Source organism: Rahnella sp. 2050 (assembly GCF_040544515.1).
Taxonomy (GTDB): domain Bacteria; phylum Pseudomonadota; class Gammaproteobacteria; order Enterobacterales; family Enterobacteriaceae; genus Rahnella; species Rahnella aceris.
Genome location: NZ_JBEPKE010000003.1, coordinates 519,704 through 541,167, shown reverse-complemented (window position 1 = coordinate 541,167; position 21,464 = coordinate 519,704). Strand labels below are relative to the sequence as shown.

Genomic DNA, 21,464 nt, shown 5'->3' with positions numbered 1-21,464 from the left:
AAAAAAATAACAAGAATGGTTGCGCCAAAAGAAAATAAACATGGTGTTTTTTACAGTTTTGTATACCCGGACGGTTCAGTAATCTCCGATGGTAGTATTAATCCGAGCTTTGATAAAATTAATAATTCCGAAATCAAATAATTAACACATCCTGTTTTACAAGGATTACAAAATGAATAACAAATCAATAATTCTCATGACTTTTGTTTTATCAAACTGCGGCTGTGTTAGCAACACCGACCATACATTATCACCACCCTCTGATACTCAATGGGTTAATGTGGAAGTTCAAAATCCGTCACCTTATACAAAACCGTTTCCACTTGAGGTCAGATATATTTCTCATAAATGTTTGAAAAAAAGAGTAAGCGGTGTTGATGGTTCTGTCATTACCGAACCAAGCTATAACGTCATTAAAATCCCGCTGCAGCAAAGAGATAATGATCTCTGGAAGGCAAAGGTTGCGATGACCGGCGGTGGATCCTGCAACTGGACGTTGAGTGCCCTAAATCTGGGGATAGAATATATTGATGCGACTCATCTGGGAAAGGATCTCGTACCTGGCACAGCCGTGGGTGCTAGCATTGCTTTTGATGATGATGCTTCTCGCAATGGGAAGTTTACCGCTGTACAGGGAGATATATGGATTTCAGAGAAATATTACCCATACATAAGAGAAAGAAATATTTCTGAAAAAATAAAAACCCTTTCACTCTTAGGTAAAAAAAGTTTTGTTTCTTATCGTGAAATCAATGCTAATAATATTTTATTTAACCCCAAGGTAGATGAAAGTAAAATTGTTAAATTTATCGAGCCTGAAAAAAAAATTGATGGCGCCCATGCAAAAATAGTTTATCCCGATGGAAGCATTGCTCCTGAAAGAACGCTTTTTCCTGATTTTAACTTGGTTGATAAAATGAAGGTTGAATAATTGATAACTTAAGTGACTCCAGAATGAACAATAAAACATTAGTCCTTCTGACTTTTTACCAAAAAGTGGCTGTGCAGTTACAGCAGACCGTACCTTATTACCCCACTCTGACACTCAATGGGTTAATGTGGAAGTTCAAAACCCGTCACCTTATACAAAACCGTTTCCACTTGAAGTAGTTTATAGTTCTCATAAATGCATGAAAATTAGCATAAACAGAGTTGATGGCTCCCGTGAAGCAAAGCCAAGTTATAATGGTATTAAAGTCCCTCTCCTGCAACAGGGGAACACTAATGACTGGCATGCAAAAGTGGCAGTGAAGGGTGGAGGATCATGCGAATGGACACTGAGTGAGTTTAATCTCGGCATTGAATATATCGATGCCACACATCTCGGTAAGATTTGGTACCGGGTACAGCGGTTGGAGCAACGATCGCTTTTGATGATATTGCTGCTCGCAATGGGAAATTTGATAATTTTTCAGGGAACATTAGTATTTCACCCTTATAATTCCCCGTAATACAGGAAGAAATCAACCCAAATAAAAAAACATTAAATCTCTTCGGGAAGAAAGATTTTTTATCTCTGAAAAGCTTAAAAAGCCCTGAGAATGTAAACATTCAATACAAACCGCTTTTAAACGAAAAAAATAACAAGAATGGTTGCGCCAAAAGAAAATAAACATGGTGTTTTTTACAGTTTTGTATACCCGGACGGTTCAGTAATCTCCGATGGTAGCATTAATCCGAGCTTTGATAAAATTAATAATTCCGAAATCAAATAATTAACACATCCTGTTTTACAAGGATTACAAAATGAATAACAAATCAATAATTCTCATGACTTTTGTTTTATCAAACTGCGGCTGTGTTAGCAACACCGACCATACATTATCACCACCCTCTGATACTCAATGGGTTAATGTGGAAGTTCAAAACCCGTCACCTTATACAAAACCGTTTCCACTTGAGGTCGCCAGTATTTTTATATAGATGAATAAATGAGAAGTAGAATCCATGGGCATTATATTTATTAACTCCGGCGTGGACACTTTACGTAAAAACAGACCTCAAGAATATTAATAAAATTACGTAACTTCTCCCGACAAAAAAAATTAAACCAAATTTAAGATTCGTACATTTAAAGGTACTTTAAAGTACCTTTAACGTTATTTCATCAATGTTATTTGAACATCAAATAAAAGGAATTTTCATGCCAAAAGGCTTCGTATTACTCGGCGACAAAACCACACACGGTGGCTCTGTTATTTCAGCCTCTTCAACCATGATTGTAAACGGAAAACCTGTCGCGTTAGTCGGTGACAAAGTCAGTTGCCCGGTTCCCTTCCACGGTGTTAACCCTATTGTAGAAGGTTCACCCGAATGGTCATCAGACGGTAAAGCAGTTGTGGTGGATGGCTGCAAATGTCTTTGCGGTTGTCAGGTCATCTCCGGTGCACCGGATTGCGCAATAGGATAAGTCATGGGCTGGGAACGTCAAAAACCCTTTACGACTGAACAACCCTCACCTCCCTCTTCCGGTGGCTGGTTAATCAGTGGTGTGCTGGCGGTGATTGCCGGTGTGTTGTTATTTGTTTTACATGCATCAGGAACATTCAGTGCACTGAAAGCCATAAATATCTGGTTATTCGCGCTGATACCCGTAGTGCTCTGGATACTGACTTTCAGTACCTGTGGTTATCTTTATGGCCGCGAAATGGAGCGTTTCCAGTTCTTCCAACGTGAGGCTGAACACGCTCAGCAACAATGGACCGCATGGGCCGAACGTTATATCGCGCTCTCAGCAAGTTGCGTCATGCTGCCGGACAGTATTTCAGCGGCCTTATTAAAGCAAAACCTCAGAGGGTTACCACAGCAGCAAGGGCTGGTTCGCCACATTGATTATTTGAAAGATAACAAGTCGGTCATTAATACGTTGCTGGAAGGTATTCAGAGTGCCCTGCGGATACTCCCCCCTGAGTTAGCACTTCAGGTCACGGTATTAACCGATGAACCTGAATCAGGCAGGCAGAAATTATTCGCACTGTTTGATGAGTGCTGGCAGACCCGTGCGCCTGAAAACCTTCGTCCTGCATCGCTGAATATCATCGATCAGCTTTCATTCCGTTCACTTGATGAAAGGCTCGGACAACCGGAATCCACAGTCCAGTTGATTTTGGTGATACAGATGAACGGGAATACTCATTATTCCGACGGTCTGGCCGCATTGTTGTTCACCAGTGATGATGTCGCGCAAGAACATGCTTTACCTCACATCGTCCGCGTACTGCGGCCTATGCCACTGGATGTGGGTAATCTCAACGAAGAGCTGACTTTACTTCTTACGACACAAACGCAGGCCTGCCGGACTGCCCGCGTCCTGGGTGATCACCAGAAATGGACCGGGTCCTCCGCCGCACTTATCACCATTGGAAATGCGCTGGGTACTCAATGGGAGGCCGAAAATATTCTGACTATCGAAACATATTGCGGCATTCAGGGGCCATTCTCCCCATGGTTAACCCTCGCGCTGGGGGCTGATTTTGTTCATATCGGACAACAATCTTGGTTAGCGTTATCCACAACAGGAGCAGAAAATTTTGTTTACACCATCGCATCAGGGAGTGGGGATGAGCGTATTAAGTAGGCTCTGGCGTTTTGGGGGCCTGACGGTTCTGCTATTGGCTTTGCTTAGCCTCATTGGATGGGCTATATGGCATCACGGTGATTTCTTCGGCCTCGATACCACGGGCAAAAAAGCCGGAGCCTTCCTTATGATCTGCGTACTCGGTGCAGCGCTGCGTTTTGGCCCTGCACTGCTGCGACTGGTGCGACAACTCATGCATCGCGAAGAAGAAAAGCAGCAGAACATACTGCCGGGAAGCGAAGAGCGCCTGGTACAAACTGCACCACGCCACGTCACGGTAACTGAACTGCGGGAAGCCCTGCGCCAGACTTACGGCCGTTTCTGGCCACGCAAAGTCCGCATTCTGCTGCTCACCGGCAGTGCAGCTGATGTTGAACGTCTGACGCCAGGCCTGACATCGCAATACTGGCAGGAAGACAGTGGCACAGTATTATTATGGGGTGGCGATCTGGCCGCCCAGCCAGACAGCGCGTGGCTGAATGCACTGCGAAATCTTCGCCGCCGCTCGCTGGATGGTGTGATTTGGGTGACATCTGCGCTGGCGCAACATACCGCGAACGGTCAGTTGCAGACTCAACCCCCCCTCACTGCCGACATGATGGACAGCGCCGCGAAAGCCTTTGCCGTTCGCTTTGATCTGCTGGGATGGCGGTTGCCGCTGTATGTATGGTCGCTGCATCCGGCCGAGGGTGATAATAAAGATCGCATCACCCAGCCCGTCGGCTGCCTGCTGCCTGCTGCCTGCAAACCTGATGAACTCAAAATCCAGCTCACCGCGCTGGTACCGATGCTGATCGCGCAAGGTACACAACAAATCAGCGCCAGCACACGCAATCAGTTCCTGTTGCAGCTTGCCGACCAGCTGGCGCAAGCACCGGGCGTTATTATTGAACCTGTCGCCGCATTGCTGAATCCTTACCGCCCTTCTCCCCTTGCGGGCATCATGTTCAGCCCGGTGTCGGTGAATGCTCAGCGCACCGTGAAACATCACTGGGGTAAGGATAATCGCTGGGATGTTCTGCTTAATTCGCTGCCGTCATTACCCGCAGGGTTGTCGGCCAAGAAACTCGGGTTCGCCTGGGGCAAAACGTTCGGCGCAATTGCCGCAGGTGTGATGGTGTTATGGGGTGCAGGAATGGTCATGTCCTTCCTGGTTAACCGCCAGACAATAAATACCAGCGAAGCACAGGTGAAACAGGCTGCGGATGTGAAGCAAGTGCTTCCCGTGCGACTCAAAGCCCAACGCGAACTGCAAAATACGCTCGGTAAGCTTCAGTATCGCCAGCAGCATGCCCCGTGGTACAGCCGTTTTGGACTGAATCAGACTGACCCTTTGCTGACTGCACTTTGGCCTCAGTATGCCGCCAGTGCAATGCCACTGTTGCGTGACGCTGCCGCTCAGCACCTGGAAGACCGTCTCACCACCTTCGCAGGGCTTCCTCCGGGCGATCCGCGTCGTGATGCAATAGTAAAGCCCGCTTACGATCAGCTAAAACTCTATCTGATGCTGTCACGTCCTGCAAAAATGGACCCCACCTGGTTTAGCAGAATACTGCTGAGTGACTGGTCACAGCGTAAAGATGTGCCCGATGGTGTATGGCAGGGTGAAGGTCCTGTGCTGTTGGATTTTTATGCCCGTAACCTTTCCCGCCATCCTGAATGGCAGCTTTCTGTTGACGAAAATCTGGTCGGTCAAACCCGGACTTTGCTGGTTCGCCTGATGGGCGCACGCAACAGCGAATCGACGCTTTATCAGAAAATGCTTCGACAGGTCGCCCACCAGTATGCGGATATGACTCTGACTGATATGGCGGGTGATACCGATGCAGAAAGAATATTTACCACGGATGCCGTAGTGCCGGGCATGTTTACCCGCAAGGCCTGGGAGGAATCTGTCAAACCGGCGATAGAGAAAGTGGTCAATGGCCGACGTGAAGAAATGGACTGGGTACTCAGTGATAGCAAAACCGCTGTGTTAGAGCAGGGCTCACCTGAAGCATTGCAGGCGCGTCTCAAAGAACGTTACTTCGCGGACTTCTCCTCCAGCTGGCTTGAGTTTCTGAACAGTCTGCACTGGCAGCAGGCTCAAACGTTGTCAGATGCTATCGATCAACTGACCCTGATGGCAGACGTACGTCAGTCGCCGCTGGTGGCGCTGATGAACACCCTGAGCATACAAGGCAAAACCGGTCAGAGCGGAGAAGCGCTCTCTGACTCGCTGGTAAAATCAGCAAAAAATCTCTTAAACCGTGATGAACAACCCGCTATTGATCAGCAGGCCGGAGCACGGGGCCCGCTGGATGCCACTTTCAGCCCGATACTCGCGTTAATGGACAATAAAGCAGGTGGTCAAAGTAACACCAGTCTCAGTTTGCAAACCTTCCTCACCCGCGTCACACAAGTTCGCCTGAAACTTCAGCAGGTCGTCAATGCCGCCGATCCGCAGGCAATGACGCAGACGCTGGCGCAAACGGTATTCCAGGGCAAAGCAGTTGATCTAACCGAAACCCGCGATTACGGCAGTCTGGTGGCGGCAAGTCTGGGTCAGGAATGGAGCGGCTTCGGGCAGACAATTTTTGTTCAACCGATGGAGCAGGCATGGCAGCAGGTACTGGCTCCCGCAGCCGAGAGCCTGAACGCACAATGGCAGACAGCGATTGTTGATGACTGGAACAGCGCATTTGGTGGTCGTTATCCGTTAAAAAATACCAGCAGTGAAGTATCACTTCCGCTGATGGCCCGCTACCTCAACAGTGACAGCGGTCGCATCGCACGCTTCCTGCAAACCCGTTTGAACGGTGTATTGCATAAAGAAGGCAGCCACTGGGTGCCGGACAGTATTAATGCACAGGGTCTGACCTTCAGCCCTGCATTCCTCAAAGCGATGGATACCCTGAGTTACCTCTCGGACGTGGTTTTCACCAATGGCGAAGCGGGGATGCATTTTGAGCTGCGTCCGGGCACGGCTAAAGATGTGATGCAAACAGACCTAGTGATCGACAGCCAGAAACTCAGCTATTACAACCAGCTTCCTGCATGGAAACGTTTCACCTGGCCGAATGATACCGAAGCACCGGGCGCCAGCCTGAGCTGGATCAGTACTCAGGCGGGCACACGACAGTTTGCCGATCTGCCGGGAGCCTGGGGGCTGATCCGCCTGCTCGATAAAGCGTCAGTTACGCCGTATCAGGGTGTGAGCAGCAGCTTTAATATCACCTGGAAAGCGCCGGACAACCGGTTGTTGAATTACACGCTACGCACCGAAGCCGGTGAAGGACCGCTGGCTTTATTGAGATTGCGTGATTTCACCCTCCCCGTGCAGATTTTCCAGGTTCAGGCTGCATCGCTTGCGCCTGCAGAAAAACCTTTTGATCCCGACGCTATTGCTGAGGAGCCGTAATGGCCACATTAATCACACTACAGAACGCGTGTTCTGCTGAACCTGCATTGTTGCTGGAACAGGCACAACAGCAAGCCTTGCTTTGGGATAACTGGCTTCAGCCGGTAACGGCGGACATGCCTGCCGGAGAAGATCCCGGCTATGACGATAACTTCCAGCAAATGCGTGAAGAGGTTAACAAACTGTCCGGCGCGGATACGTCCCTGACCTGCAAGCTGGCTGAAAATCTGCTTGTCTCACACTGCAAAGATGTCCGCGTTGCGACCTATTACATCTGGGCACGTTTGCATCGTGACGGAGAAACCGGTCTGGCCGACGGCCTTTCTTTGCTGGCCGGGCTAATTACACGCTTTGGTGAAACCCTGCATCCGTTGCGGTCTACCAGCCGGAAAGCCGCGCTGGAGTGGCTGGCAGCCTCACGTGTCCTGGACAGCCTGTCGCTGTTCCCGGAAGTGGACAAGAATGATTTTTCACGCATCGTCGGTGCACTGTCGCTCATCGAACAGGGATTAAATTCCTGGGAACCCGCCACTCGTCCGCAGTTTGGGGTGCTTTATGGTGCGCTGGAAAACCGGCTTGCGCAGTCCGGTGGCTTTGATGCGGTAATCCCGCAGAACAGCAGCGCAACATCAACCGGCCATACGTCAAACACGTCTGCTGAGTCCCCGACACTTAAACCGGTGACTTCAGGACGCGACCTGCTCGACCAGGCAAAACTGCTGGCGAAATACCTGCGTGATCAGCCATCCGGCTGGCTCTCAGGTCATCATCTGATTAAAAGCATCCGGCTGGATACTCTGCATGAATTGCCTCCGCTGGCTGCCGACGGACGTACCCGTTTGTCGCCGCCGAAACCCGAACACCGCGCCCTGCTCAAGCGACTTTATCTGCAGCAAAGCTGGCTGGAGCTGCTGGAGCAAACCGACAGTCTGTTTGCTCTGGGGGTGAATCATCTCTGGCTGGATCTGCAATGGTACATCCATCAGGCGCTTGTCAAAGCAGGCGCCCCCTATGAAACCTGGGCTGACATCATTAAGCAGGATCTGAACGGATTACTCACTCGTTTACCCGGTCTTGAAGGGCTGGCATTTGATGATGGCACACCATTCGCCGATGAGGTCACGCTCAACTGGATTAACCAGCAGGTGATGACGTCCTCCGGCAACTGGGGCAATGAACCTTCCGCATCAGCCACGACGGCGGGTGATGACGATATCCTTCAGCTGGAACCGGAAGCGCTGGCTCAGGCCGACAGCGGCGGCGTGGAAGCCGCGCTGAACTGGCTTCAGAACCGTCCCGGCACCCGCACACCGCGCCATCTATGGCTTTTACGCCTGCTAATGGCGCGCGTTGCCGAACAATATGGCAAAAATGACATGGCGCTGCATCTGCTGGGAGAACTGGACAACAATGGTTCGACGCTCACTCTCACGCAGTGGGAACCAGAATTGTTGTTTGAAGTGAAAGCCAGACGCCTGAAACTGCTGCGCATGAAAGCCAGCCGCGCAGACACCGATAAATCCCGCCTGCACGGTGACATGGAATATCTGCTGGCCGGACTCATCGCCCTCGACCCGGCACGCGCTGCGGTACTGTGTGGCTAACGGAATATAAGGAAATACCCGCATGATGGATATTGCACAAGACTTGCTGTCGCTGTCGAAAACGACCCTGAACCGCTACCGCCTGAGCGTGCCGTCCTGCCAGGCAGAACTGGATGTGGAAAGCTTCACCGGCAGCGAGGCCATGAGCCAGCTTTACCGCTACAACGTGACGTTTACCAGCACGGCCAAAGATATCGATTCCGGCGAACTTCTCCGCCAGCCAGCGACGTTCACCATGAGCTCCGGCCCGCTGGCAAGTCTGTCAGAACAAAAAGTCGTTCACGGCGTGATCACGGATTTTCGCCGCATCTCAGGCTCCGCTGACCAGGTGCAATATCAGATTACGCTCGAGCCCTTTCTGGCACTGCTCGCAAAGCAGTTTCGTACCCACCGATTCTTTGTGAACAAATCTGTCCCTGACGTGATTGAACAGGTGCTGACCGAACATGGCCTGAAGGGATGGGAGTTTGAGTTTTCGCTGAAACTGACTTACCCGAAACGCGAGCAAATCAACCAGTATCAGGAAAGCGATCTGGCCTTTATTGAACGTCTGCTTTCAGAACTGGGGATCTTTTATTTTTTCTCCCTGCAACCCGATGCACAGACCGAAGTCATCCATTTTGCCGACAAGCAAAGCGCTTATCAGTTCGGTAAAACCCTGCCGCTGAACAGCCCGTCCGGGATGAGCGACAGCGGTGCGGATTCTGTCTGGGGAGTGAACATTCAGCACAGCGTGGTACAAGCAGGCGTCTCCAGCAAAGATTATAACCATCGGCAAGCGCAGCAGGTTTTACAGTCTGCCAGAGCAGACATGACGCGCGGAGCGGGCGAAGGCATCACTTACGGCGAGGTGTATCACTATAAACCGCGCCATCCGGAAACCGGCGGCAAAACCGATCCGGCGGCTGAAACCGCCAACTTTATGGCGCGCCTCGACCACGAACGCTTTTTGTCACAACAAACGACCCTTTCCTTTTTCAGTAACGATGCCACGCTGCAACCCGCGCAGGTGCTGACGATTACCGACAGTGCGATCCCCTCAACGCTGCCGGAATTGCTGACATCTCCTGTCGTATTGATCCACGCCCACTTCAGCGGCAGCCGCAAAGATGCCCTGAAAGTCCGGCTGATGGCAGTACCTTACAGTGAAACTTTATGCTGGCGCCCTGCTCTGCTGCCGCGTCCCGTGGTCAGCGGCACCCTGATGGCGCGCGTCACCAGCGCCAAGGCCAATGATATTTACGCCTGGCAGGATGTGTCGGGGCTGTACCGGGTCAGATTCGATGCCGATCAGGATGATAAAGCGCAGGGTCAGGAAAGCATGCCGGTCCGCTTCGCCAAACCTTACGGAGGCGATGAGTACGGCATCCACTTCCCGCTGATACAGGGCACGGAAGTCGCGATTGCCTTCCACGACGGTGACCCGGACAGGCCGTATATCGCACACGCGCTGCATGATTCGCGCCACACTGACCACGTCACAGAGCAAAACAACACCCGTAACGTCATCCGCACGCCGGCCAACAATAAGCTGCGGATGGAAGACAAACGCAGCGAAGAACATATCAAGCTCAGCACGGAATACGGCAGCAAGACGCAGCTCAACCTCGGGCATAACGTGGATGCCAGCCGTGCGTTACGCGGTGAAGGTTTTGAACTGCGCACCGATGAATGGGGCGCCATTCGGGCCGGAAAAGGCATATTCATCAGCGCCGACGAGCAACCGGCAGCCAGTGGTAAGCAGCTGGAGATGGACGAGGCCATTGCGCAGCTTGAACAGGCGCTGACGCTGGCACGCAGTCTGGCGAAGGTGGCGGAAATTGCCAAAGCCACGCCGGGCGATACCGACAGCCAGGAAGCGCTCAATACGTCACTGAAAAAACTGAAAGCCGCGGGCATTCTGATGTCCGCGCCGCAGGGCATTGGTATCGTCAGCCCGTCTGCGGTACGCGTTGCCTCCGGCAGTCAGAGCGTCGGCGTAATGTCCGGCAGCAATACCGACATCAGCAGCGGCAAGTCCTTTACTGCCGCAGCGGGTGAAAGCGTCAGCCTGTTTGCCCAAAAATCCGGGATGAAACTCTTCGCCGGGAAAGGGAAAGTAGACATTCAGGCGCAGGGTGACGAATTATCGGCGCTGGCCAAAAACGACATCACCGTGACCAGCACGGAAAGCACCGTCACGATCACCGCCGCCAAAGAGCTGATCCTGACCTGCGGTGGCGGTTACATCAAACTCAGTGACGGCAATATCGAAATCGCCGATCCGCAAAACATCCTGTTTAAGTCAGCCAACTGGCAAAAGATGGAACCGGCGAACCTAAATACCCCGCCAGTGGTGTTCCCTAAAGGCTACGGTGCGGTTTACGCCTTACAGGATGAAGAAGGAAACACCATTCCTTCAACGGAATACCGCATCACCACCGCTGAAGGCACAATTTATACAGGTATTTCTGATGAAAACGGCAAGACCATGAAGGTTTACACCAATGCGCCCGAAAAAATGAATATAGAAATTCTGGGCACCAGGTAGAACGATTGTTAATTCAAGGAATATACAGAATGGCGCAACGCAATACATGGGAAGTCAGTGATGGGCAACATACAACTGACGTAAACGTTTCAGAAAAAATCGTGATTTGTAAGCGTAAAGAAGTCCCCGGCATCACGCTTACCATCGGTATGTTTTTCGATGGCACTGGTAATAATGTGTTTAATACTGATAAACGTCTTCTGGAAACCTGCACCAGTCTGGATGTGGGAATGAAAACCGAAGATGCCGCATCCTGTGTTGAAAAATTAGGTAAAAGCGGCAACGGTGCGGGGAGCTATCTTGGGTATTATTCGAATGTGCATTGGCTTCATACTCTTTATTCTCAGGACAATAAAATCACTGATGATAAAGAGCAGTATCAGCGTGCTATTTATGTTCAGGGGATTGGTACGTCAAGAGATAAGGATGACAGCCTTATTGGGATGGGGATAGGTGTGTGGTTTGATGGCGTAGTCGATAAAACAAATGAAGGCGTTGCATTAATTACTGAACAAATTCAATTACTACTCAAAGAAAGCAAAAGTAATTCATGTGCGATTGAAAAAATCCAGTTTGATATCTTCGGCTTCAGTCGTGGTGCCGCTGCTGCCCGTCACTTTGCGAACCGTGTCAGAAACAACGATCAGGCAATACAGGAAGCCATCACGAAAGGGCTGGATGGCCGGAATCAACATGGCAAACCTGCAGGGGAAGTTCGCTTTCTGGGGCTGTTTGATACTGTCTGCGCGGTCGGTGCGGTAACAAATTTGTTTGACGTCCACGGCGGTGTAAACCCCGGCATTGAGCTGGCGCTTCCAAAAGATATTGCACAAAAAGTCTTTCAGATTACCGCAATGCATGAATGCCGCTATAACTTCAGCCTGAACAGCATTAAAGAGTCGTGGCCAGAACTGGCCTTGCCCGGTGTACATTCGGATATTGGCGGTGGCTATAATCCGCAGGAAAAAGAATACCTGTTCCTCTCTGAACCTGGATTTGAGACCGTCAGGGATAGCATTCCCGTCGAGATGACGAATATTTATCGCAGTTCCGCAGCGGAAATACCTGACCTGCGGGTATTGCCAAATCTGAGCCCCCTCATGCTTTCCGGGGAGATTACACTGGGAACATGGTATGACTATTTGGTCAATCCGAATAAAAATCGTATGGGTGTGACGGAAAAGCGTGTTGGCGCGGCGGTGACAATGGAACGTACCGTCACTAATGACTGGTCAAAGGTAAGTTTACGCGTGATGCTAGCCGCCGCTCAAAGCGCTGGATGTATATTTGATCCAATTCGCGATACGAATATCGCATTAAGATTGCCACAAGAATTAGAACCGTTGAGTCAAAAAGCCATTAACCAGGGAAAAGCAGTTATAACTGGAGGTAACTCAGCTCCCTTCACTTATGAAGAAATACAATTGATTGGGAAATACATCCACTGTTCTGCAAACTGGAACGCAGTGGTATTTAAACACGTCTGGCTCGATGGCAATAAGGTCAAGGCAATTTACGGCGCGGTAAAACCGGCAGAACTTGTCGGTTTTGTTAACCGTCCTAATCCCGGCTGGGTGCGCGCCGTATGGAATATGCAAGGAGCAAAGGCATGAAAACAATAACAGGTCTGCTATCCCTGCTTCTGTTAGCGGGGTGCACCGGCAGTAAAGCGCACGAACAACAAAGAAACATTAAAGCCCCCTGGGATGAATGGTACTTTGCATTTACTACCCCTAAGGCCCTGCCTGCTCAGGTTACTCTGGTAAAATTACTCGACACCGAAGGCTATGGTTATGTGTTCGAAACAATAAACCAACCACAGGGCATCAGTGTGGGAAAATGGGATGACCAAAACTCAGCTGGCGGAACCCAGTTCAATAAAGCAAAGTCCCCACCTCAAATGATTGTTTTTTGTTGGGACTCTATTATTGACAAGAAAACTTATGAAACCACTTTATTCTTTTATTCTGATACCTGGGAGAAAATGATTACCCCTTATCCAACCCCCCTCACTCCTTCAAAAAGTGCCTACCGGCAAACGATGTTAATAGGCCTGGCTCCGGAAGGTATCGTGCATACCTGGTTAAGACAGTATGGCCATCCTGATATTTTATTAACTAGCACAAAAATAACCACTGTTTCAGGCAAGGATTTGGATATGTGCGCTGGGGTAACTAACAGTGACTTTAGCTATGGGTACGATGACGACATTAAAGAATTCATAAAAGATAAGAAATATCCCTACGGCAGTTGGTGATGAGTTTCAAGGACATAAATATATGCAAGGAACTAAGGCATGAAAACAATAACAAGTCTCCTATCCCTTCTTCTGTTAACAGGTTGCACCAGTGGCAATGCGCAAGAACAACACGGAACTATTAAAGCGCCCTGGGATGAATGGTATTTCACGTTCTCAACCCCTAAGGCCCTGCCTGCTCAGGTCACCCTTGTGAAGTTACTGGATACCGACGGTTACGGTTACGTTTTCCAGACTATCGATCAGCCACAAGGCGACAGCGTTGGAAAATGGGATACCCACAATGGTCTGGGATCTTCACCTTTTAATAAGGCAAAATCTCCACCGCAGATGATTAAGTTTTGCTGGGACTCTATTATTGACAAAAAAGTGTATGAAACCACCTTATATTTCTCTTTGGACACACAACATAAAATGGTGAGTTCAGAGCCTGACTGGTCAAATCCGAAGGAGACTTATTACTTCCGGTATATGGTGATTGGCCTGGCACCGGAGGGAAAAGTCAGAGTTTGGCTAAAGAACAATGGAGACCCTGACGTGCTCCAGACGAGCACCCAAATAACTACTGTATCAGGGAAGGATTTAGATATGTGCGCTGGGGTAACTAACAGTGATTTTAGTTATGGGTACGATGACGATATTAAAGAATTCATTAAAGATAAAAAATATCCCTACGGCAGTTGGTGATGAGTTTCAAGGACATAAATATATGCAAGGAACTAAGGCATGAAAACAATAACAAGTCTCCTATCCCTTTTTCTGTTAACAGGTTGCACCAGTGGCAATGCGACGGAACTATTAAAGCGCCCTGGGATGAATGGTATTTCACGTTCTCAACCCCTAAGGCCCTGCCTGCTCAGGTCACCCTTGTGAAGTTACTGGATACCGACGGTTACGGTTACGTTTTCCAGACTATCGATCAGCCACAAGGCGACAGCGTTGGAAAATGGGATACCCACAATGGTCTGGGATCTTCACCTTTTAATAAGGCAAAATCTCCACCGCAGATGATTAAGTTTTGCTGGGACTCTATTATTGACAAAAAAGTGTATGAAACCACCTTATATTTCTCTTTGGACACACAACATAAAATGGTGAGTTCAGAGCCTGACTGGTCAAATCCGAAGGAGACTTATTACTTCCGGTATATGGTGATTGGCCTGGCACCGGAGGGAAAAGTCAGAGTTTGGCTAAAGAACAATGGAGACCCTGACGTACTCCAGACGAGCACCCAAATAACCACTGTTTCAGGTAAAGAGTTAGCAATGTGCAAAAACGAAACGAATTTCCCGGATGGTTACGAATACAGCGAAGGTATGAAAACCTTCATTAAAGATAAAAAATATCCCTACGGCAGTTGGTGATGAGTTTAAATAAAATAAATATGACTTTAATAAATGTCTGACATCCACTTCCCGCCGGCGCATTGCACCAAAATAATCACACCTTACCCATCCTTATGTCAGTCAGAGATTTTATATGTCATAATTCCTCACCCCAAAGAATATTATTAGAGGTGGATAGGGTTAATGCGAAGTTTTTTTAAAATAAGGAAATCACGTGCTGAAAAAAATCATTTTACTACTGAGTTCAATTTCATTTTTTGCCTTAGCAAATGAACCCACCCCATGCAGTAAAATGCAAGGGGAATATCAACGTGTAAAATCCAGTCACGGCATTCAAGATGATAGCACCATCACGTTATATCTTAATAAAATCAGCAATACGAATAATGGATACTATGGACTACTCTATTCTGCATCTTTCCAGCAATTATTGCAGCCGCTGGTGAGAGAAAACCCTCAGTGCAGCATAATTTTTGAGAATGTCACCCTGCGCTTCACTACAGACACCAAAAAATACAACTGCCATTACATTTTAAGCGACAATACTGACAATTCTAAATTCTACTGCATGAAGAAAACCTCTGACACGCTCACTAATGACATTATTCAAATTTTTAAAAGTAATAAAAATGAACCTTTCTATAATGACATGTCAGATATAGAGGGTGTTATTAAATGGAGTAATGAATCTGACAATTAAAGGCCCTGAATGCCGTTTGAATTTTCTTAAGCAACACATGTTTTATGTGTGATTACGAAATAAACCCTCGCAAGTCCTGTACACTCGGGAGTAAGTATTTACACTCAATATCTTGTTGATCAGCATGAAGTAAACCTCAGAGTTACTAATTCAGCGGTTGACACATCATGTAATTACACAGCCGGAGTTTTAACAGTGCATTTAAAATCTAATCTAATGACACTGGTTAATTAAAAACCTGATGGGCATGAGTAAAAATAGAACAACCTTCTGATGTGAAAAATAAATTACTCAAGGATTTTTATTTCAATGAAAGACCAAACCCTGCGTTATTACGATGCCGAGCTGCGCTATTTGCGCGATGCGGCGAAAGAGTTTGCACAAGCTCATCCTGATCGCGCCGCGATGCTCGATTTGGATAAACCCGGCACGCCTGACCCTTACGTTGAACGTCTTTTTGAAGGCTTTGCCTTCTCGATGGGACGGCTGCGCGAAAAAATTGACGACGACCTGCCGGAATTCACCGAAGGGCTGGTGAGCATGTTATGGCCACACTATCTGCGCACCATTCCTTCACTTTCCATTGTGTCGCTGAGCCCCGACGTGCCGTCGATGAAAATGGCAGAAACTGTGCCCGCGGGAATGGAAATCTATTCCCGCCCTGTCGGCCCTAAAAATACTGTCTGCCAGTACCGTACCACGCGTGATATGACGCTTAATCCGCTGGCCGTTTCGAAAGTGGTAATGGCCACTGAGCCGGACGGACGTTCAGTATTGCGCCTGCGTCTCTCATGCAGCACGCAGACTGACTGGTCACAGGCTGATCTACGCCGTCTGTGTTTTTATCTGGCAGGTGAGGCACCGGTTAGCAGTGCGCTGCATCTGGCCCTCACCCGCCGTCAGGCGGCGCTGTATATCCGCCTTCCCAATCAGGCTGACCGCATCAAACTGAATGGCTGGTTCTCGCCGGGCGGATTTGCAGATGAAGATCTGCTATGGCCAAAAGGCGAAAGCGCGTTCAGTGGCTATCAGTTGCTGCTGGAGTATTTCACTTTCCGCGAAAAATTCATGTTCGTGCATCTTAACGGGCTGGAATCAGTGACCTTGCCCGCAGGCATCGCATTCTTTGACCTGGAAGTCGTATTCAACAGCCAGTGGCAAAGTGATCTGCCTGTTACCGATGAAGCCATGGCGCTGCATTGTGTGCCGGTGATCAACCTTTTCACGCTGGAAGCAGATCCGCTGCTTATTAACGGACTGGAGAATGAGTACCTGCTGCGTCCGCGCCGGTTACAGGACGGTCATACCGAAATTTATTCTGTCGATTCTGTAACAGGCTCACAGCGAACGTCGGACGCAACCTACGTGCCCTTCACCAGCTTCCGTCATCGCGGCGGCATGCAGAGACGCCATGCGCCGGAGCGTTATTTTCACACCCGTGTTAAACGCGGCGTGACCGGGCTGCATGATACGTGGTTGATTCTCGGCGGTCAGCAATGGGAAGTGGATCGCGAATTCACCCGCGAGCCCGTCTCCCTGAAAATAACCGGCACTAACGGTCAGTTACCACGCAAAGCGTTACAAAGCACCCTACTTGATCGCTGTGAGGCCGTATTACAGACGTCGCTAAAAGTCCGAAATCTCAGCAAGCCGACGCTGCCTTCTTATCCTCCGGCAGAAGATCACTTCCAGTGGCGCGTGCTCAGTCATCTTGGCTCCAGTTATCTTAATCTGATGAGCAATGCAGACGTGTTACGCGGGACGCTTGAGCTCTATAACTGGCAGAGCGATGAACTGAACAACCGCCGCCTGGATGCCATTCAGCAGGTGCAACATCATCAAATCCAACGTTTTGAGAAAGGTTTTTTGCTGCGCGGAATTGATATTGAAGTGACGCTCGATGGCAATGGTTTTACCGGTGAAGGTGATATTTACCTGTTCGGGGAAATGCTCAACCGCTTCTTTGCGCTTTACGCTGATATCCATTTATTCAATCAGTTAACTCTTATCGTTCAGCCTGCCGGGAAATGCATCCGATGGAAAGAGAATCACAATCAGCGCCTGCCCGGCTAATCGAGCAACTGCACGATAAACTGCCCTATACCCAGTTTTATCGTCTTTGTCAGTTGCTGGAGCAAAGCCAGCCAGATGCCCCTGCTCTGGGCAGCCAGTGGCAGGTCAGACACGACCCCGTGCGTTTTCGACCGCATCCGGGGATGGGATTTCCCGCCAGCGAGTTTAAACGGGTGGAAATGCCGGAGCATCCGCATCTTCCGCCGACCATCCGCACGACGTTTATCGGGTTGTACGGTGTGGAATCACCGCTGCCCACATCCTATATCGACGACATTACCCAGCGTCGCGATGGTTACGAAGCCGTCGCCGATTTTCTGGATATCTTCAACCACCGGCTGACCACGCAGTATTACCGGATCTGGCGTAAATACTCATATCCCGCCACATTTACCCCCGGCGGGACAGATAAAACCTCGAAATATCTGCTGAGCCTTTGCGGGCTGGGCATAGAGGGATGTACGCAAGATATCGCCACGCCGGTTTCCCGTTTTCTGGCACTCACCAGCATGATGCGGCTACCGACACGCACCAGCGAAGGCATTATCGCGCTGGTTCAGTTGCTGGCACCGGATACACAGGCGCAGGTACTGGCGCATGACCGCTGCAATATTCCCCTGCGCAAGCAATTGACCATGAGCGCCAGCGCGCCGGTCAGTATGAGCAGCAGCCCGGTGATGGGGCGCCAGACCGTCGATGTGAACTGTCAGGTTTTGCTGAAACTGAAAACTGAAAATCCGGATGAAGCCCGTGAATGGCTTCCGGGTGGCCAGCTTTACACCGATTTGCTGGCGTTGTTGCAGGTGTATCTCGGCTCCCGGTTGCACGTCCGTTTACAACTATCGGTGTCACGCGCGCTGCTGCCCGATGCAAAGCTTTCCTGCCGGCCGGAAAAATCCGGTGTGCTGCTGGGAAGAACCGCAGTGATGCGCAGGTTAAGGATTACGTCCGCACCCCAAAATAAAACTGAAATGATCACTATTAATCTGGGCCGCTATCAGCGCGTTCAGGAAAATCTTCACAGAAGGGAAACTGATGAATATGGCGACTACCGCTGGTAAAACCCGTTTTACATTACTGATGCTGGCAATGGTAACGACCCTGAGCGGATGCGGGCTGACCCAGAAAGTCAGTGACGGTACGGTTGCTGTGACCAAATCCATTTTTTACAAGCAGGTGAAAACGCTGCATCTGGATATCACAGCACGCGACGCCATCAACAACAATGCCAGCGGCGCTCCGCTTTCTACGGTGGTGCGTATCTATCAGTTACAAGATCACAAAGTGTTTGAAAACACTGATTATCCGTCGCTTTTTACCGAAGACAGCCAGGCGATAAAAGCCGATCTGCTGGAGCAAAAAGATATCCGGGTTCTTCCGGGGGCAGCAGTGACTATCGACGTGCCGATGAATGAAAAAGCACAGTTTGTGGCGGTCGCGGGTATGTTCCTTTCACCGGATATTACCAACAATACCTGGCGTATCGTGCTAAGCCGTAACGATCTGGATCCGGAAAAGGCGCGCCAGATCGAACTGAATAATCAGGGAATGAAACTGCTGCCACTGAAGGATAAGTGATATGTCGCAACCCTCACTTTACGAAATGCTGCTCGGCAACTTTGCCGGCGGCCTCGATCTGCACAATGTCAGCGAAGAGAATGAGGTGATCCTCTCTGTGCTCGACAACATGCAGCGCATCCTCAATTGCCGAGCCGGAACGCTTACCCATCTGCCGGATTACGGTCTGCCGGACATGAGCAAAATCCTGCAAGGGATGCCCGGTACGGCGCACTCGCTGCTGACCACGCTTTCCGGCACGTTACTCAAATACGAACCCCGCCTGAGAAAAATCAATGTGATATTGCTGCCGCAGTCCAAACCGGGGCACCTCGAATACGCCATCGACGCCGAACTGAAAGACCTCGGACTTGTGCGCTTCGGAACAGAGTTTATGCCGGAAGGCCGCGTACTGATGCGCCATATGAAACAGCAGAATTACGTCAGTTAAGGAAAACAACCATGTCTATTGAACGCCAGTTGCGCACCGGGGATGACCCGCGTGCGCTGGCTGATTACGCGGTTTTACGCGAAGAACTGAGCAAATTAACCCATCCGGCGCGTCCCGATGTGGACTGGAAAAAGGTGGAACAACTGTGTCTGAACCTGTTCCAGCAAAACGGTATCGAGCTGCAAACGGCCTCCTGGTACACACAGGCCAGAGCGCGGCTAGCGGGCATGCCGGGATTAAATGAAGGGCTGGCGATCCTCGAGGCATTAATTTCACGTCAGTGGCCGGGACTGTGGCCGCAGCCGGTGCACGCGCGGATGGAAATTCTTTCGGGTCTGAGTCAGCGTCTTCAGCAAATATTGCGCGGTATGTCACTGGAATATCATGATTTATCGCAGATTTATCAGGCAGAAAAACTGATCGCTTCGCTTTGCAATGTGTTGCAACGCCTTGAACTGAAACACGTCAGCCAGCTGGAAGCACTGACTAGTTTCATGCATGGTACTGCCGTCAGGCTGGAGAATATGCACGCGACCAGCGATGCAGCAATCGTTTTACCGGCGGCAGCGGCAGAAAAAGCGGAAAAAGAGTGGACCGCGCAACCCGGTGAACAATGGGTGTATGTTGCGCAGAGCGGACCTGCCGAACCGCAGGTGATTGCACCGCCTTCGCCAGTGAAACGTCCGGTGCAGTGGAAAGGGTTTATCGCAGGTATCGTGGTGACGGCATTGGCCGGTACCGGTTTTAAAGCCGGGATGGATGCTTTTTATCATCCGCAAACGGCAGAGCAACTGATGGCGACGCTGCCGGTATTACCAAAATCGCTGAACGCACAGGCGCTGGAAACACTTAAGAACCAGCAGGCTGAGATGCTCCACCGCGAGGCACCGGCATTTCTGGCCGCAACCCAACAGCAAACACGCCAGCTGGCAGCATTGCCACCGCGCTGGGCACAGGACACCGGAGCACAACTGGTAAAACAGGCGCAAATCCTCTGGCCGGATAACCCCGCATCTCAACAACTGGCAAAAAACTGGACACAACAGCTTAACGCCAGTGCGATACCGCTGGAAAACCTCGATGGCTGGCAACAGGCGAATACGCAGTTACAGCAACTGGCGGACAAACTCAACGGGCTGGATGAACAACGCGGTAAATACATGACCGTCTCACAGCTAAAGTCCTCGGTATTCGCCATCCAGCAGGCGCTGAACAGTTCGCCGCCAGTCGAAGAATCGCTGCGCAAGCTGGCGCAGGATAAACAACAGCAAAAAGGCATATCCCCGCAACGGATTATGCAACTGGATAACCAGTTCACGCAGTTGCTGAACAGGTATGTGTTGCTCCTCCAGAACTTACCGGCGACAACCGAAAAAAATGGTCAGGCAGATCACTAACTGATGTTTGTGGCGGCGGACGTCAGCCATCTTAAATTACAGAGGAAGTATGTCAGCAAAAGAACGGTTTCTAAAAAAATTACAAGACAGCCAGCCTCGCACTGGCTCTTTTGAAAATAAAGGTCAGGCGGATATCGCCGAGTTCCGGCAGCGGATCAGCCTGCTGCAGGAAAACATGGAAGAATGGCTGGAAGGCACCGGTATACGGATCGAAGGCACCCCTATCTCACTGGTTGAATGTCTGATGGGCGGGAAATCATTCAGCGTTCCGGGTATACGGCTGTTTTATGAAGACAGGCAGGTGAAATTCACGCCGGTCTATTTATATGGCCAGGGCGTCACAGGCTGTGTGGAAGCCAGTCTTTGCATTCAGGGTCGCGTGACTGTCCTGTGCCGGTTGTTTATGCGTGCTGGCGAAAACAGGGACTGGACATGGCGCCCTGCAAATCCCTTCACCGGGCCAGAGCGGGCGTTTAGTGAAGATGCCTTTTTTGAGCTGATCGGAGGCCTGTTACCCTGACGCCTGCGGGCGTCTTTTTTCCTCAGTCACCCGGACAGAATTCCGTTAAAAT

18 protein-coding genes are annotated in these 21,464 nt (G+C 50.0%); all 18 read left to right on the top strand.

What is annotated here, in order from left to right:
- The first annotated feature begins 172 nt into the window (after window positions 1-172).
- The 18 genes from ABIC79_RS16095 (at window position 173) to ABIC79_RS16010 (ending at window position 21,412) form a co-directional block, all read left to right on the top strand.
- Entirely contained in the window at window positions 173-931 is a 759-nt protein-coding gene (locus ABIC79_RS16095) for a hypothetical protein (RefSeq protein ID WP_037033070.1), read from the top strand.
- 127 nt (window positions 932-1,058) lie between these two features.
- Window positions 1,059-1,451, top strand: coding sequence for a hypothetical protein (locus ABIC79_RS16090; protein WP_191996267.1), 393 nt, complete (start codon window positions 1,059-1,061; stop codon window positions 1,449-1,451).
- A 692-nt stretch (window positions 1,452-2,143) separates the two neighbouring features.
- Window positions 2,144-2,410, top strand: coding sequence for a PAAR domain-containing protein (locus tag ABIC79_RS16085; protein ID WP_119262420.1), 267 nt, complete (start codon window positions 2,144-2,146; stop codon window positions 2,408-2,410).
- Window positions 2,411-2,413: 3 nt separating this feature from the next.
- On the top strand, window positions 2,414-3,577 hold the full coding sequence (locus ABIC79_RS16080; RefSeq protein WP_119262419.1) for a KPHS_23130 family T6SS system protein: 1,164 nt from the start codon (window positions 2,414-2,416) through the stop codon (window positions 3,575-3,577).
- Window positions 3,561-6,977, top strand: coding sequence for an ImcF-related family protein (locus tag ABIC79_RS16075; RefSeq protein ID WP_354567769.1), 3,417 nt, complete (start codon window positions 3,561-3,563; stop codon window positions 6,975-6,977). Before ABIC79_RS16080 ends, ABIC79_RS16075 begins: the two co-directional genes overlap by 17 nt.
- Entirely contained in the window at window positions 6,977-8,581 is a 1,605-nt protein-coding gene (gene tssA, locus ABIC79_RS16070; RefSeq protein WP_354567767.1) for a type VI secretion system protein TssA, read from the top strand. The genes ABIC79_RS16075 and tssA overlap by 1 nt, the downstream gene beginning before the upstream one ends.
- Window positions 8,582-8,606: 25 nt before the next feature.
- Window positions 8,607-11,111, top strand: a complete 2,505-nt coding sequence (locus ABIC79_RS16065) for a type VI secretion system Vgr family protein (protein WP_373689697.1) — start codon at window positions 8,607-8,609, stop codon at window positions 11,109-11,111.
- 29 nt (window positions 11,112-11,140) lie between these two features.
- Window positions 11,141-12,724: a T6SS phospholipase effector Tle1-like catalytic domain-containing protein gene (locus ABIC79_RS16060; protein WP_166861132.1), complete on the top strand. Its 1,584-nt coding sequence runs from the start codon at window positions 11,141-11,143 to the stop codon at window positions 12,722-12,724.
- Window positions 12,721-13,368: a DUF2931 family protein gene (locus ABIC79_RS16055; protein ID WP_121019818.1), complete on the top strand. Its 648-nt coding sequence runs from the start codon at window positions 12,721-12,723 to the stop codon at window positions 13,366-13,368. The genes ABIC79_RS16060 and ABIC79_RS16055 overlap by 4 nt, the downstream gene beginning before the upstream one ends.
- A 39-nt stretch (window positions 13,369-13,407) precedes the next feature.
- Window positions 13,408-14,055 carry a DUF2931 family protein gene (locus ABIC79_RS16050; RefSeq protein WP_121019819.1) on the top strand — a complete coding sequence of 216 codons (648 nt, stop codon included), beginning with the start codon at window positions 13,408-13,410 and terminating at the stop codon, window positions 14,053-14,055.
- Window positions 14,055-14,732 (top strand): DUF2931 family protein, encoded by a 678-nt coding sequence (locus ABIC79_RS16045; RefSeq protein WP_354567763.1) that lies wholly within the window; start codon window positions 14,055-14,057, stop codon window positions 14,730-14,732. Before ABIC79_RS16050 ends, ABIC79_RS16045 begins: the two co-directional genes overlap by 1 nt.
- Before the next feature lie 196 nt (window positions 14,733-14,928).
- Complete coding sequence (locus ABIC79_RS16040; RefSeq protein ID WP_131637305.1) at window positions 14,929-15,414, top strand: hypothetical protein; 486 nt, start codon at window positions 14,929-14,931, stop codon at window positions 15,412-15,414.
- Window positions 15,415-15,723: 309 nt separating this feature from the next.
- Window positions 15,724-17,487: a type VI secretion system baseplate subunit TssF gene (gene tssF, locus ABIC79_RS16035; protein WP_354567761.1), complete on the top strand. Its 1,764-nt coding sequence runs from the start codon at window positions 15,724-15,726 to the stop codon at window positions 17,485-17,487.
- The gene (tssG, locus tag ABIC79_RS16030; RefSeq protein ID WP_131637309.1) at window positions 17,451-18,548 is read left to right on the top strand and encodes a type VI secretion system baseplate subunit TssG; all 1,098 of its coding nucleotides are present in this window, start codon (window positions 17,451-17,453) and stop codon (window positions 18,546-18,548) included. The genes tssF and tssG overlap by 37 nt, the downstream gene beginning before the upstream one ends.
- The gene (gene tssJ / locus ABIC79_RS16025) at window positions 18,529-19,065 is read left to right on the top strand and encodes a type VI secretion system lipoprotein TssJ (protein WP_314522104.1); all 537 of its coding nucleotides are present in this window, start codon (window positions 18,529-18,531) and stop codon (window positions 19,063-19,065) included. The genes tssG and tssJ overlap by 20 nt, the downstream gene beginning before the upstream one ends.
- Complete coding sequence (gene tssE, locus ABIC79_RS16020) at window positions 19,058-19,495, top strand: type VI secretion system baseplate subunit TssE (RefSeq protein WP_354567790.1); 438 nt, start codon at window positions 19,058-19,060, stop codon at window positions 19,493-19,495. The genes tssJ and tssE overlap by 8 nt, the downstream gene beginning before the upstream one ends.
- Before the next feature lie 11 nt (window positions 19,496-19,506).
- On the top strand, window positions 19,507-20,892 hold the full coding sequence (locus tag ABIC79_RS16015; protein WP_354567758.1) for a VasL domain-containing protein: 1,386 nt from the start codon (window positions 19,507-19,509) through the stop codon (window positions 20,890-20,892).
- A gap of 49 nt (window positions 20,893-20,941) precedes the next feature.
- Window positions 20,942-21,412 carry a hypothetical protein gene (locus ABIC79_RS16010; protein ID WP_013577854.1) on the top strand — a complete coding sequence of 157 codons (471 nt, stop codon included), beginning with the start codon at window positions 20,942-20,944 and terminating at the stop codon, window positions 21,410-21,412.
- Window positions 21,413-21,464: the final 52 nt, after the last annotated feature.

Bases quoted from the DNA above. Each gene is read 5' to 3' on its own strand.
- ABIC79_RS16095 (WP_037033070.1), top strand. From the start codon at position 173: ATGAATAACAAATCAATAATTCTCATGACTTTTGTTTTATCAAACTGC.
- ABIC79_RS16085 (WP_119262420.1), top strand. From the start codon at position 2,144: ATGCCAAAAGGCTTCGTATTACTCGGCGACAAAACCACACACGGTGGC.
- ABIC79_RS16080 (WP_119262419.1), top strand. From the start codon at position 2,414: ATGGGCTGGGAACGTCAAAAACCCTTTACGACTGAACAACCCTCACCT.
- ABIC79_RS16075 (WP_354567769.1), top strand. From the start codon at position 3,561: ATGAGCGTATTAAGTAGGCTCTGGCGTTTTGGGGGCCTGACGGTTCTG.
- tssA (WP_354567767.1), top strand. From the start codon at position 6,977: ATGGCCACATTAATCACACTACAGAACGCGTGTTCTGCTGAACCTGCA.
- ABIC79_RS16065 (WP_373689697.1), top strand. From the start codon at position 8,607: ATGGATATTGCACAAGACTTGCTGTCGCTGTCGAAAACGACCCTGAAC.
- ABIC79_RS16060 (WP_166861132.1), top strand. From the start codon at position 11,141: ATGGCGCAACGCAATACATGGGAAGTCAGTGATGGGCAACATACAACT.
- ABIC79_RS16055 (WP_121019818.1), top strand. From the start codon at position 12,721: ATGAAAACAATAACAGGTCTGCTATCCCTGCTTCTGTTAGCGGGGTGC.
- ABIC79_RS16050 (WP_121019819.1), top strand. From the start codon at position 13,408: ATGAAAACAATAACAAGTCTCCTATCCCTTCTTCTGTTAACAGGTTGC.
- ABIC79_RS16045 (WP_354567763.1), top strand. From the start codon at position 14,055: ATGAGTTTCAAGGACATAAATATATGCAAGGAACTAAGGCATGAAAAC.
- tssF (WP_354567761.1), top strand. From the start codon at position 15,724: ATGAAAGACCAAACCCTGCGTTATTACGATGCCGAGCTGCGCTATTTG.
- tssG (WP_131637309.1), top strand. From the start codon at position 17,451: ATGGAAAGAGAATCACAATCAGCGCCTGCCCGGCTAATCGAGCAACTG.
- tssJ (WP_314522104.1), top strand. From the start codon at position 18,529: ATGGCGACTACCGCTGGTAAAACCCGTTTTACATTACTGATGCTGGCA.
- ABIC79_RS16015 (WP_354567758.1), top strand. From the start codon at position 19,507: ATGTCTATTGAACGCCAGTTGCGCACCGGGGATGACCCGCGTGCGCTG.
- ABIC79_RS16010 (WP_013577854.1), top strand. From the start codon at position 20,942: ATGTCAGCAAAAGAACGGTTTCTAAAAAAATTACAAGACAGCCAGCCT.